Below are 13137 nucleotides of genomic sequence, written 5' to 3'. Positions count from 1 at the left end.
ATCAACAGTGGAAACCAACATGGAACAACAAGCTGTTTCTCGCAAAGATCTTGCAAATGCAATCCGTGCCCTGAGCATGGACGGTGTACAACAAGCCAACTCCGGTCACCCGGGTGCCCCAATGGGCATGGCTGATATCGCCGAAGTCCTGTGGCGCAGCCACATGAACCACAACCCGCAAAACCCGAACTGGGCCGACCGTGACCGCTTCGTGCTGTCTAACGGCCACGGCTCAATGCTGATCTACTCGCTGCTGCACCTGACCGGCTACGCGCTGCCGATCGAAGAGCTGAAGAACTTCCGTCAGTTGCACTCGAAAACCCCGGGCCACCCGGAGTACGGCTACGCGCCGGGTATCGAAACCACCACAGGTCCGCTGGGTCAGGGCATCACCAATGCCGTGGGCATGGCGATTGCTGAAAAAGCCATGGCTGCGCAGTTCAACCAGGACGGCCACGACATCGTCGATCACTTCACTTACGTGTTCATGGGCGACGGCTGTCTGATGGAAGGGATCTCGCACGAAGCCTGCTCTCTGGCCGGTACCCTGGGTCTGGGCAAACTGATCGCGTTCTGGGATGACAACGGCATCTCGATTGACGGTGAAGTGGAAGGCTGGTTCACGGACGACACTGCCAAGCGTTTTGAAGCTTACGGCTGGCACGTGATCCCGGCGGTTGACGGTCACGATCCAGAAGCGATCAACGCAGCCATCGAAGCGGCGAAAGCAGAAAGCGGCAAACCAACTCTGATCTGCACCAAAACCATCATCGGCTTCGGCTCACCAAACAAAGCCGGCTCGCACGACTGTCACGGCGCACCACTGGGCCACGACGAAATCGCTGCGGCACGTGAATTCCTGGGCTGGAACCACGGTCCGTTTGAAATCCCGGCTGATATTGCCACGGCGTGGGATGCCAAAGATGCCGGCGCTGCCAAAGAAGCAGCCTGGGACGAGAAGTTTGCAGCCTATGCGGCGGCATACCCTGAGCTGGCGGCTGAGTTCAAGCGTCGCATGAACGGCGAACTGCCTGCAAACTGGGAAGAAGCAACCAACGCGATCATCGCTGATCTGCAAGCCAACCCGGCTAACATCGCCTCGCGTAAAGCGTCCCAAAACGCGCTGGAAGCGTTCGGCAAACTGTTGCCTGAGTTCATGGGCGGCTCGGCTGACCTGGCGCCATCGAACCTGACCATGTGGTCTGGCTCGAAATCCCTGACTGCTGATGACGCGTCTGGTAACTACATCCACTACGGTGTGCGTGAGTTCGGCATGACTGCGATCATCAACGGTATCGCCCTGCACGGTGGTTTCGTGCCATACGGCGCAACCTTCCTGATGTTCATGGAATACGCCCGTAACGCCATGCGCATGGCTGCGCTGATGAAAGTGCAGAACATCCAAGTCTACACCCACGACTCCATCGGTCTGGGCGAAGACGGCCCGACCCACCAGCCGGTTGAGCAAATCGCCTCGCTTCGTTTGACTCCGAACATGAGCACCTGGCGTCCTTGTGATCAGGTTGAATCTGCTGTGGCGTGGAAACTGGCGATTGAACGCAAAGACGCGCCGACCGCGCTGATCTTCTCGCGCCAGAACCTGGCCCAACAAGCACGCAGCGAAGCGCAGGTGACTGACATCGCCAAGGGTGGTTACATCCTGAAAGACAGCGACGGCAAGCCTGAGTTGATCCTGATCGCCACCGGCTCTGAAGTTGAGCTGGCAATGAGCGCAGCCGAAGCCCTGACGGCTGAAGGCAAGCAGGTTCGCGTGGTTTCCATGCCATCGACCGATGCCTTCGATAAGCAAGATGCGGCTTACCGTGAGTCTGTGCTGCCATCTGACGTCACAGCGCGGATTGCGATTGAAGCCGGCATCGCCGACTTCTGGTACAAGTACGTCGGCTTTGACGGTCGCATCATCGGCATGACCACTTTCGGTGAATCTGCACCGGCCGATCAGCTGTTCGAGATGTTCGGTTTCACCACTGAAAACGTGGTGAGCACTGCCAAAGAACTGCTGGCATAAGCCCTCAGCTCACACACAAAAACCGGTCATGATGGCCGGTTTTTTTATGCCTGCATCGCTGGCGGGCATGCCATCCGGCATACACCAGCGGCTTTATTTCTGCTTCGCCTTGTCCGCACAGCTGTGTCGTTGCCCTGTCACCGAAGCGGGGGGCATTTCCATCAGACGATCCAGCCCGATATCTTCCCGAAGATGCGCCGGGAGATCGCTCAGGTAATACGCCCGGCGCCGTTGCTGTCGCCAGTTTCGATATAAAGAAAACCCACGCTTAACTGAAGCTACCACTTGCTGCACTGTTGGGAAGACTGGTTCAAACGTTGTCATACGCATATTTAAGCCCTACTATCGTGTAATCTATGGGCTTATCTTGGTTCACCACTGCAGTTTGCTCAAACGATCAATCCTGGCACTCAGTTAAGGAAAGCTTATGTCAAACGCTACGGAAGCACACAAACGCATGCCGCCGCTGCAAGGACTGTATTATTTTCATCAGGCAGCACAGCTCGGCAGCTTCAAGGCCGCAGCCGATCACCTGTTTGTCACCGCAGCGGCGATCAGCCAGCAAATCCGGCTTCTGGAAGAGTGGCTGGAAACCCCTTTGTTCTACCGCCAGCATCGTAAAATCGTCCTGACTCCCGAGGGTCAGATGCTGTTTGAGCACACCCAGCAGGGTTTCACGGCCATTCAGAACGGGCTGTGGTTGCTCAATCATGATCCGGAGCCGCAGCGGTTGTCCTTATCCACCCTGCCCTCGTTCTCCCAGCACTGGCTGGTGCCCCGGATGAATACCTTTCGCGACGAGCACCCGGATTTGTCCGTGTTGGTCGAATCGAAAACCCAACTGCAAACCTTTGCCCAATCTTCCATCGATCTCTGCATTCGTTACGGGGAAGGCCGCTACAGCGACCTGACCACTCAGTGGCTGATGGATGACTTGCTCTATCCGGTGTGTCATCCGCTTTATCAGGAACAGCATCAGATCCACTCCATCGAAGATCTGCAACGGGTTCATCTGATTGGGGATATTTGGCCGGACATGAACTGGCAGCGCTGGCTGTCATTGGTCGGTGCCAAAGGCGGCACGACGGCGCTGGCCTACGACGGGGCCAACTATGTCCTGGAAGGGGCGCTGTCGGTGCAGGGGGTCGCGCTGGCCCGTCATACCCTGGCCCAACGCTACCTGGAAGAAGGCAAGCTGGTTCGTATTGATCGCGTCGCCGTCAAACCTACGTTCCGCTATTACCTGTGCGCACCGCAAGGGTACTTCCGACGCAAAAAAGTGATTGCCTTCTGCGACTGGATCCGCCGCCAGGCCGAAGCCTTTCAGCAAACCTTACCGGCGGATCTGACAATCATTGAGGCAACGTCGCGATAACTCGCTAGTGGCTGCATTCAGGCAAATTTCAATTCAGGGCCGAGATCCGCCGAAGACTCCGCCCCCGGTGCTCTTGCCAGAGCATCACGCAAAAAAATACTCTGGGCCCCAGCAAGAAGGGAACTCCGCCGCCCAATTACAGTCAGTACCATCATAGACGCGACACCACCTCACAAAACAGCAACAAATCCTTGTCACGCTATAGAAATTTCGCAAGCAGGTTTCATAATATGAACCCTGTTTTTCATCTAAGACAGACATTGAGACACTAAGGTAGGAAACCAATATGACATGGCAACTCTCTGAGCTTCTCCCCGTCCTTTCCGGACATGAAGGCTGGCAGGTTCGTCAACACGAACAAGCCATTGTGATCCAAAATGAAGATAACATTGAAGCCTACCTGGCGGTGGCGGGCGAGCAAATCCTGGTTGAGGTGCTGCTTTTCCCTCAACAGCAGGTTCGGGACGTCGCCGCGCTCAACGAGCACGTTTTACGCACCCACAAAATGTTCCCGCTCTCAACTATCGGGATCAATGAAATTGACGGCGACAGCTACTACGTCGCTTTCGGCTCGCTGTCTTCCCAGTCCAAGCAGGAAAGTATCCTGATTGAAGTCGCGACGCTGTTCCGCAATGTCGAAGCCTTTATTGACCTGTACCAGGAATATCTGATGGAGCGTGCCTCATGAGTGTATGGAAAAAACTGTTTACCGCCATCAAGGGTGGTGCCAACGAAGCGGCAGAAAATATCGCCGACAACCAGGCCCTGCGGATCCTGGATCAGGAGATTCGTGAAGCCAAACAAGAACTGCGCCGCTCGGATGAAGCCTTGGTCGGAATCGTCGCCAAGCGCAAGCTGGCACAACAGAAAGTCGAAGCGCTGGGTAACGGCATCGGCGAGTATGAAGGCCATGCCCGCGCTGCCATGGAAAAAGGTCAACAGGATCTGGCACTGGAATGTGCTCAGAAGGTTGCCGACCTGAGAAACGAGCAACAAACCGAGCAAAGCTATTTAGATCAGTTTGTCGCCTCCGAGCAGAGCATGCGAACCAACATCGCCCAGGCGAAAGACAAACTGCGCCAGTTGGAGCAGCAAGTCGACGTCGTCAAGGCTAACGATGCGGTCCAGAAGGCTCAATCTGCGGTGTCGGCCACCAACGTGGGTGCCAATGCCAAGATGCATACCGCGGTTGAATCCCTGGAGCGCATCAAACAGCGCCAGGCTGAAAAATCAGCGCAACTCGAAGCCGCAGCCGAAATGGCCGAAGCCCAGTCCGGCAGCAGCCTGGATAAAAAGCTGGCTGAAGCCGGGATCGGATCAGCACCAAAAGCCTCAGCCCAGGATGAGCTGTCCCGAATTCTCGGAAAGACCAACGGGTAAACAACCGTGAACGTTCGTTGCATGCCCGCGCCTGTCAGCACACCACCAGCCCATCGTATTTGTTAACCGGGAGATTCCGCCGTGTCTTTATGGATCTTATTTCGCCAGTGGGCGGTGAAAAACCTCTCGGCTCTCAACAGCAAGAACCTGCTGATGGTCCTGCTGGGATATATCCTGTTGAGCTGGCTGCTGCTCAAACTTGCGGGCGAGCATGCAATGACCGACTCGTTCACCAACTACATCTATTACCTGTTCGTGACGGCCTCGACCGTCGGTTACGGCGATATGTCGCCGACCACCTCGGCCGGGAAATGGATCGTGTCCTTGCTGGTGATCCCCGGTGGCCTCGGCGTTTTTGCCGTCGGGGTTGGCCGGGTCGCCAGCTTGTTTCTTCAATACTGGAAAAGCGGTTTGCAGGGAAAACGGAGCGTTAACGTGAAAAACCATATTTTAGTGCTGGGCTGGAATGAGCAACGCACCCTGCATCTGATCAAAATGTTGCAACATGAAGAGAGCGGCCGACGCCCGATTGTCCTGTGCGTGCGGCCCGAGATAGAAAATCCGCTGCCAGGCGAAATCGAGTTTGTCCGGGTGGCCAGCTTTACCGATCAGGAAGGCATGGCCAGAGCCTCGGTGGAAGAAGCCAGCTGCATCCTGATCGACAACCCGGAAGATGACATCACGCTCTCAGCGGCACTGTTCTGCGCCAGTAAAAACCCGCAAGCCCATTTGCTGGCCTACTTCAAAGATGAAGGCCTCGGCCTGCTGCTCAAGCAGCATTGCCCGAATGCCGAATGCATTCCGTCGGTTGCCGTAGAGATGCTGGCCAAAGCCGCGGTCGATCCGGGCTCAAGCGAGCTGCACCACGAACTACTCAGCACCACCCAGGGGATGACGCAGTACTCCGTCCATTACCCGCAAAATGCCGAAGCCACCACCATTGACGCCCTGTTCATTGCCTTTAAGCAGCGCTACGACGCCACGCTGATCGGGATTGACTGCGGCCAGGGTGTGGAACTCAACCCGGCGCTGAACAAAGCGGTTCAGCCCGGCTGTAAACTGTTTTATATCTCAGATGAGCGCATTACTGATTTTCAATGGTAGCCCTTTCGACTTTCCATATTTTCACCCGGAAAACCAGCGGTGCCATCGCGCTGAGGAGACTGTATGTTTAATTGGTTTAAAAAGAAAAAGCCCGAACCGCAACAAACGAATGCCCCGGAAATTCTCGGCCTTCGATTGGGCGGCGCCTTCGAACTGGATGACTTAAAACTGCGCCTGATCGAGCCCGATCTGATTATCGAAGGTGCGGCGCGCACGCAGCTGATTAAAGCCGTCGGGGAAGTGTTTCTCGATGAACAGACCCGCCTGCTGCGCTACTACACCGACGATGACGGTTTTGTTCAGGTCCTCACCCATGGTACCGGCGAGGGTGATGTCAGCGAGGTCAAACTCTATTACTTCTACGACAGCAAACCGATCGATACCGACACGGCCTGGGAGCATTTGCTCAATGACCAGTTGGTCCAGCCACACTGGGAACTGGAAGGCCACACCTTTGATAAGGTCTGGGAAAACACCCGCCCCGTGGTCATGACCGAAAAAACCTGGCAAGAAAACGGCACGGTTACCGAGACCGATCAGTTCGTCATGGTGTATGACCGCAACATCGGCAACGATATCTTCGAGTCCCTGTTTGTGGCCGGCGAAGAAAAAATTATTCATCACCGGGCGGAAAGAGCGCTGGTACTCAGCACCGGGATTAACCTGACCCCGACCGATTTTAAACTGATTGGCTAAACCGCCAAGACAACTCAACTAGGAAGTCACATGGAAGCACTCATGCAATCTCTGGCCGGCCTCGGCGCCTTTTTACTGTATTTTAGCTTGTCGCTGGCCTTTCTCATGCTATTCAAAGTGGTCTACGTCCGCTTCACCCCGCATGATGAATGGAAACTGGTCAAAGAAGGCCAGAACATTGCCGCCGCCATCGGCCTGTCCGGTTCGATCATCGGTTACTGCCTGGCAATTGCCGGGGCAGCCAGTAACTCCGTCAACCTGCTGGACTTCGCGCTCTGGGGTGTTGTCGCCTTGCTCGCCCAGTTGATTGCTTTCTATCTGCTGCGGTTTGGCTTCATGCCGCGTATCGTCGAGCGTATCGAAGCCGGTGAAATCCCGGCCGGGATTATCATGGCCGCCACATCGATTTCCGTCGGGCTGCTCAACGCTGCCTGTATGACCTACTAGATGTACATACCCACGCAAATGTAAGCTTCAATTAGCTTACATTTGCGCAAGCATATAACGTAATTGGTAAAATACACTGGAAAAATTTGGCGAAGAGGAACACATATACTACATTCTAAAATGTAACTTATGTGGAGGGGCTATGGGTTACTCTTTGCGAACCGTCAGGCTGGAGGATGGGTCGGATATGCACAGCATAACCGACAAGTTCTGGTGTCCCTATCCGTACCCAGATCTCTATGTCCATGTAAAACTCTGGCGCAGCAATATAGCCTCAAACACGGTGAAGCGCCGCGCTTATGAACTGATCTTTTTTCTGCATTGGTTGGAGAGCAAGGAGATCGATCTGACTGCCCGAACAGCCTGTGGCGACTGGCTAACTGCAGAAGAGATTGAAGATTTCTCTAATGATGCGGGTCTTAATGCCAAGGATGCCGGCCTAACAGTCCAGCTGATGGCAAAAAAAGCACTGCAGCCCCGTAAGGTTACCAAGTTTCCAACCTTAAGTGACAAGTTTATTAGCAATGCGATACATTCCTCAAAGGTCCAAAAGAAAGTGGTCGACGCAGCGACCAAAAATGGGCGATTGAGGACAGCCGCGCATTACGCCTGCTTTCTGATCGATAGCTTTCACGCCTCCGCCACTGAGCCAGGCCCCAGCGATGCCAAAAACCGAATAAACGTTTGGTTTGAAGAGCATAAGAGCAAGATCTCAAGGCATAAGGATAGCCTGAGGGCTTTGAAACCCGCCATTAGCGATCAAGTATTCGACCTGCTGCTCGATATCATCCAGGAGAATCACAAAGACAACCCCTTCGGACCAGATCCAGCCGTTCGCGCCCGCAATCGTCTCTTTGTCGAGCTGATAGCCGAGACCGGATTGCGCAAAGGTGCGGCCAATAAGATTAAGCTAGAGGATCTCAGACCCCAGGAACGCGGCATTGTGATCGCTAGGCGACCTAATGATCCGGACGACCCAAGGCGAGACCGAGAGCAGCAGAAGACTGAGAATCACATGGTTGTCATGAGCGACTCGCTGTACGCACTCCTCGATAACTACATTCAACAGTATCGAAACAACACACCGGGCGCCAATAGTAACGACTTCCTTTTCGTGACGCACAACGACACGAAAAGCACTCTGGGGCAACCCACAAGCAAAAACAATGTCACTCGGGTGTTCAGTCAACTCCGTAATAAGTTACGCGAACTGAACGGAGATAAGAGCCTCAAGTTCCACGCTCACGAATTGCGCCATAAATGGAACGAAAAATTCACTCTGTCAGCTGACAGGAAATTAGCGCCGGCCGAGAAAGTCGAACAGATGCGCAAGCAAAGCCTGGGCAACAGGCAAACAGCTGATCATTACAACCGTTACCAGATAAGCGAACAAGCGAAACGAGCAGTGGGCGATCTTCAGAGAGAAATGGAAAAGGCCAGGGAGGACAGGAATGAACTCGAACAAGACGTCCCGTTCTGAGGTTACCCAACGTTCAAGAGAACATATGGTCTCTCTGATGGCAATCGGCAAGGGCTCGATGGGCTCTCGGGCAGGGTACAGCTTTAATATTTACAGCGACGATTGGGTGTGTGGGTTAAGAAAAGACCAAGATTGGATAAACGTTGAGTTCCTTCACCAGGTCGATGACCTAGAGCACCAAATGCATCTGCGCCAAGCGCTCGGTAAATGCGCCACAACCTACGCTAATGTAGCGAGCTATCATAAAGTACTGAGCACACTTGTAGGACCTCAACATAGCGCGGTGACAGAACAGGCGATTAGCAAGTACCTTGCTAAATACCGCGATTGTTCATACTCCCCCTTCACAAGACTTAAAGCATTCTTGAAAAAGCTAAGAGCCGTCGATCCGGTTCGATACAGTAAACTGTTCGATTTCGCCCAGAATAACCGCCCCAAACTTGTGCAAAATAATCTTGTCCTAAACCCCTACAAAGGCGCACTTTCTGAGTACGAACTGAAAAGCATCTCAACCGCTTTGGATAAGCGCGCTAGACAGCTCTTCACTGACAGCAATGACTTTATTGACTGGAGAAATTTCGTAGTTCAGCGCCTAATCCAGATGCTGTTTCGCCGCCCGGAGAACCTTTATCAGATCAAATGGTCGGATGTGCGATTGCCTGGCTCCAATGCCTGGCAGCAAGGATTGGCCAGTGAGCGTCCGCAAATTCAGTGCTTCTATGCCAAAACGGCGGGAAGAAGATTTCGCAGCCACCCCGAGCACGTGCTTCTGGAACTTAGGGAAGCGAGCGCTCGGGAGCTGCGTCGGTATGCAGAAGTTTACATGGACCATCTCCGCGACCACCTCGAGCAACGGGGTATCTCAGCGTCTGCAGATCAATGGAAAGCCCTGTTCCCCCATCTACCCTTATTTCCAAGCCCACTGTTATTTACAGCAGAGTTCTCCAATTTTGCCCAAGTTCTGGAAGGAGCCCGTGGCGAAGGTTTTCATGATAATGACGTAATCCTGTACGCTACATCCAAGAACGGTTTAAGCAAACTGAAGATTGACAGCGATCGGATCAATCCCGATAAATTTAGCTGGGGATCTAATCGCCAAAGACATACGGCAGCAACCCATCTAGCTGCACGGGGAGAATCCACTGCGGTACTGGCTCAATCTATTGGCCATACGACTACAGTCCCAGTCAGGCGCTATGTCGACATCGACCTAACCACAATACGCCATATCAACCAAACCATGGGGGAGCATATAGATCCTCTGGTACGGGCATACAAAGGCGAACTCATTGACGAACTCGACGTTGACGCCGAGGTAATCGACGACGTCGGAGCGGGAGGTTTCACCGAGCTAGGTAGCTGTAAGCGATGCTCGGAGTGTTCCTCAGAAAAACCTTATGCCTGTTACCCCTGCCATACCTTTCACCCATTGAGAGGTGCAGATCATCGTAGCGTCTTCGAAAGGGCGTGCCGAGATTACTGGTTAAGACGCAGGCGGGGCGTTGCGGAATACAGCTTACAAGCGCTCATGCTTTGCATCAAATACATGGCTGTCACCATCGCGGCTTGTCAAGGCGGGAACCCCATGGACCTGCTGGAAGACATAATGACAGAAGAGGCAGAAGCATGAACATCGCCTTGCCTAATCTATACAAGCAGAACACTCAACAATTCATACAAAGCATGAAATCACTTCCGTTCCCTTTTCCCGGTAAAAAATGGGATGACATGTGCTGGGTCAAACGTTGGGTCAACTTCTCGCGCAAAGAGCATCGCTACAACGACAGAATGCAGGAGGCCAAACTGCTACCACAGCCATACCGTGACCTTGTAGGAGCGAGCCTGGTGTTTCTGAAAAGCCAGTGGGGCTTGAGCTATTCATCGCTAAATGAATGGTCAGATGGATTTAAACTACTTTATGCTGCACTGGAAGCAGAGGGGTTACAGGCAGTGTGGCAGTTCGACCAACGGACGTATGATGCGGCCCTCAATATTCTTGAAGTATCAAATGAATCCCACACCACAAAAGCCAGCAGAAACACTGCATTAAATTTTGTCGTCCGGTTCCTTTCCAAAAGTCGGCTAAGAACTCTAAACAATGGCGAACACCGATACGGCCCGGTACTGGCGCTCAACCAAAGTATACAAATAGAGACCCGTTTCGATAAGGATTATTCCTACTTACAGGTGACCCCTGAAGGTGACCAGTCACGCCGGGACAAAATGCCCGACAACTATTCACTTTATGCGGCGGCAGATATTTACAACAAGGTCATGCCTGGCTTCGACGCAGACATTGACCCTTTTGAAAATGTGCGAGATCGATTCGTTAGCGCCTATCTGTCTCTGACACTGTGCGCACCTCAGCGGGTTGCGGAAACCGTACTGCTGGATCGTTGGTCTCTAACAAAGAAGACTGTTAGCGAGAACAGAGGCGGGGTTCGCTATCAGGTCGACACTTCAACCATAATCTGGCGCGGTTCTAAGAACTACCCCGATCACGAAAAAGTGGTCCTTGATAAAATGATGCCTATAGCCGACCGTAGCTTTTACTACCTGGAAAAATCCTGTGAACCCGGCCGGATTTTGGTACGTTTCTACGAGCACCCTGAAACACCATTACAGGATTTGCTCAAAGACACCCAATTCAGCAATACATCCGCGATAAAGCACCACAAACTCAAGCTGAAAAAGCCACCGACGCTCTGGCAATTAGGGGGCATCCTGGGAGTTTACGATGACCTACCTAAAGATCACCGGCTCCACAACATTCCCGGCTTTCCGTATCGCTGCAAGCTAGATCACCCGCTTAACAAACAAGATATCTACGCTCTTTTCGGCATTAAGACAAACCTCGGCGCGCCGGAGATCGTCATGAAAGCGCAACCGACGTTGCAAGGCGTTCAAGCGGCCTGGATCGCTTACATAAAATCGTCAGTCGAGAATTTCCCCTACCGAATTCACAATAATGGCAAAAAAGTCCACCTAGCCGACGCGCTGATGGTGTTCACCGGTAAACAATTAGCCATCAATCAGTCGGGATTTAACTGGGGTAAAAGCCCCTTGGCCATTGAGTCAATCGGCCTACAGATGACATTTTACTCTGCACTCAGTGGTAAAAGTAAAACTGACAGCATCTTCAAAAAGCACGGTTACCCAAACGCCTCGCTGGTGACCCATGGTCCTAGACACTATTTGAATACAAAAGCCCTTCAAGGCGGAATGCAGGAGACCACCCTAGAGAAATGGTCAGGACGAGCTAGCCATCGCCACACTCGTGCCTACGATCATCGAACAATGGAGGAAAAACATATGGAGCTGTTAGCCTTTTGCGAATCAGAGGTCAAGGATATACAGGTTAGGATCGTTGACGAAAAAACCTTTGAGGAAGCAACCGGGGTGGCAGCCCATCGAATGCTGACCGGCTATTGTGTGCAACCACTCTATCTGGAACCCTGTGAGCGCGCTAACCAGTGTATCGGATGTAAACAGATCTGCCATGTAAAAGGTGACAAACAGGATCTGTCCATCCTTCGAGCCGATGAGGCGATCCAGTCTAAGCGCCTTGAAATCGCCACCCGCGAAGACTCCCCAAGAAGCAAAAGATGGCGTAAAATCCATGGTGAAAAACTTACCAAGTTGAAGGCTTTGATTACCGTTTTCACGGATGACTCGATAGAGAGAGGAGCCATTATTCGCTTCAAGGGCGAGGATGAAACGCTGCTAATCACCAATGCGGCCAACACTCTAACCGAAGAGTATCTGCCTCGGCTGGAAGACCGTAGAGCAGGCGAACCCGAAACATCGAGAAGCCTGCCGGCGCCTGTCGATGCAGAGCAAGATGATCTGGCGGAAATGAACGCGCTATTTGCAGACCTCGAAAACGCATGTATGCCGGATGACGCCCCGTTAGAGAACCTGTACGATAGTGAGGATTGAGAATGCCAGCCCCTGCCCAACTGAGTCAAAAACAGATCGAGCAAGTCTGCAAGATGATCATCGGATGGACCGATAAACTCACCTGGCAGGCCCTGCGAAAGCAGCTGGAAGCCAAGCACGGGATCACTCTGACCCGCCAGGCACTCGCATCGTACTACGCCATCGGTCAAGCGTATCAAACACGAAAAAACGAACTGAAGTACGGCCCGAACAACATCCCAGCACGCCCAGCAGTAACGAGGGAAGAAATCACTCTGGCCGAAGCGCTGGCAGAAATCGAGCGCCTGAAGCGAGAGAACGCAAGACTTGAGCGCATCAAGGACAAACAGTTGATGGTATTAAGGAACGCAATGGCGAACCTTAAGAAAAAATTCGGGGACCGTATCGATCTGCAGGAACTGTTCCGCCCCATGACACAGAGGAAGTCCCAATAATAGCTGAAAAGCATTTAACGTCAGAAGAGTTGGATCAGGCCGGACTCGATTGCATCGAAATATAGTGAGACAATCGTCAAAAACTCACGACCCTGTTTCACTTCTTCGCTATCAAAGGGAAACCGCGGCCAGCCACGAACGTAATTGACCGGGGCATCAGTGTACCCAACCTGTCGCTGCTGGCGAGACTAGGCAAGAACATCCAGGGCAGGCAGATCTTTCGCACACGATATACCCGAGAAATGCTAGAGGA

General features: G+C 53.0%; 12 protein-coding genes. 11 read left to right on the top strand and 1 reads right to left on the bottom strand.

The window, feature by feature from the left end:
- Positions 1-19: 19 nt before the first annotated feature.
- Positions 20-2029: a transketolase gene (gene tkt / locus VV869_RS14905; protein WP_337735717.1), complete on the top strand. Its 2010-nt coding sequence runs from the start codon at positions 20-22 to the stop codon at positions 2027-2029.
- A gap of 93 nt (positions 2030-2122) precedes the next feature.
- On the opposite strand, the gene VV869_RS14900 is transcribed toward tkt, so the two are convergent.
- On the bottom strand, positions 2123-2359 hold the full coding sequence (locus tag VV869_RS14900) for a DUF1127 domain-containing protein (protein WP_337735716.1): 237 nt from the start codon (positions 2357-2359) through the stop codon (positions 2123-2125).
- 97 nt (positions 2360-2456) lie between these two features.
- Here VV869_RS14900 and VV869_RS14895 point away from each other — a divergent pair, with 97 nt between their 5' ends.
- From VV869_RS14895 to VV869_RS14850, 10 genes are all read left to right on the top strand, one after another.
- Positions 2457-3404 carry a LysR substrate-binding domain-containing protein gene (locus VV869_RS14895; RefSeq protein WP_337735715.1) on the top strand — a complete coding sequence of 316 codons (948 nt, stop codon included), beginning with the start codon at positions 2457-2459 and terminating at the stop codon, positions 3402-3404.
- Positions 3405-3690: 286 nt separating this feature from the next.
- The gene (locus VV869_RS14890) at positions 3691-4092 is read left to right on the top strand and encodes a DUF2170 family protein (protein ID WP_255391962.1); all 402 of its coding nucleotides are present in this window, start codon (positions 3691-3693) and stop codon (positions 4090-4092) included.
- A complete protein-coding gene (locus VV869_RS14885) occupies positions 4089-4784 on the top strand; it encodes a PspA/IM30 family protein (RefSeq protein ID WP_337735714.1) in 696 nt (231 codons plus the stop codon). The genes VV869_RS14890 and VV869_RS14885 overlap by 4 nt, the downstream gene beginning before the upstream one ends.
- Before the next feature lie 81 nt (positions 4785-4865).
- Positions 4866-5888, top strand: coding sequence for an ion channel (locus VV869_RS14880; RefSeq protein ID WP_337735713.1), 1023 nt, complete (start codon positions 4866-4868; stop codon positions 5886-5888).
- A gap of 63 nt (positions 5889-5951) precedes the next feature.
- Entirely contained in the window at positions 5952-6584 is a 633-nt protein-coding gene (locus VV869_RS14875) for a YjfK family protein (RefSeq protein ID WP_337735712.1), read from the top strand.
- A gap of 30 nt (positions 6585-6614) precedes the next feature.
- Positions 6615-7031, top strand: a complete 417-nt coding sequence (locus VV869_RS14870) for a DUF350 domain-containing protein (protein ID WP_337735711.1) — start codon at positions 6615-6617, stop codon at positions 7029-7031.
- 142 nt (positions 7032-7173) lie between these two features.
- Complete coding sequence (locus VV869_RS14865) at positions 7174-8511, top strand: site-specific integrase (RefSeq protein WP_337735710.1); 1338 nt, start codon at positions 7174-7176, stop codon at positions 8509-8511.
- Positions 8483-10141: a hypothetical protein gene (locus VV869_RS14860; RefSeq protein WP_337735709.1), complete on the top strand. Its 1659-nt coding sequence runs from the start codon at positions 8483-8485 to the stop codon at positions 10139-10141. Before VV869_RS14865 ends, VV869_RS14860 begins: the two co-directional genes overlap by 29 nt.
- Positions 10138-12450, top strand: coding sequence for a hypothetical protein (locus tag VV869_RS14855; RefSeq protein WP_337735708.1), 2313 nt, complete (start codon positions 10138-10140; stop codon positions 12448-12450). Before VV869_RS14860 ends, VV869_RS14855 begins: the two co-directional genes overlap by 4 nt.
- Before the next feature lie 2 nt (positions 12451-12452).
- Entirely contained in the window at positions 12453-12884 is a 432-nt protein-coding gene (locus VV869_RS14850; RefSeq protein ID WP_337735707.1) for a hypothetical protein, read from the top strand.
- Positions 12885-13137 lie beyond the last annotated feature (253 nt).

This window comes from Photobacterium sp. MCCC 1A19761 (assembly GCF_037389125.1).
In the GTDB taxonomy this organism is placed as follows: Bacteria; Pseudomonadota; Gammaproteobacteria; order Enterobacterales; family Vibrionaceae; genus Photobacterium.
The sequence above is the reverse complement of the archived record's forward strand: the minus strand, read 5'-3'. Positions and strand labels throughout refer to the sequence as shown.

Excerpts from the sequence above, each read along its gene's own strand:
- tkt (WP_337735717.1), top strand. The coding sequence starts at position 20 with ATGGAACAACAAGCTGTTTCTCGCAAAGATCTTGCAAATGCAATCCGT.
- VV869_RS14900 (WP_337735716.1), bottom strand. The coding sequence starts at position 2,359 with ATGCGTATGACAACGTTTGAACCAGTCTTCCCAACAGTGCAGCAAGTG.
- VV869_RS14895 (WP_337735715.1), top strand. The coding sequence starts at position 2,457 with ATGTCAAACGCTACGGAAGCACACAAACGCATGCCGCCGCTGCAAGGA.
- VV869_RS14890 (WP_255391962.1), top strand. The coding sequence starts at position 3,691 with ATGACATGGCAACTCTCTGAGCTTCTCCCCGTCCTTTCCGGACATGAA.
- VV869_RS14885 (WP_337735714.1), top strand. The coding sequence starts at position 4,089 with ATGAGTGTATGGAAAAAACTGTTTACCGCCATCAAGGGTGGTGCCAAC.
- VV869_RS14875 (WP_337735712.1), top strand. The coding sequence starts at position 5,952 with ATGTTTAATTGGTTTAAAAAGAAAAAGCCCGAACCGCAACAAACGAAT.
- VV869_RS14870 (WP_337735711.1), top strand. The coding sequence starts at position 6,615 with ATGGAAGCACTCATGCAATCTCTGGCCGGCCTCGGCGCCTTTTTACTG.
- VV869_RS14865 (WP_337735710.1), top strand. The coding sequence starts at position 7,174 with ATGGGTTACTCTTTGCGAACCGTCAGGCTGGAGGATGGGTCGGATATG.
- VV869_RS14860 (WP_337735709.1), top strand. The coding sequence starts at position 8,483 with ATGAACTCGAACAAGACGTCCCGTTCTGAGGTTACCCAACGTTCAAGA.
- VV869_RS14855 (WP_337735708.1), top strand. The coding sequence starts at position 10,138 with ATGAACATCGCCTTGCCTAATCTATACAAGCAGAACACTCAACAATTC.
- VV869_RS14850 (WP_337735707.1), top strand. The coding sequence starts at position 12,453 with ATGCCAGCCCCTGCCCAACTGAGTCAAAAACAGATCGAGCAAGTCTGC.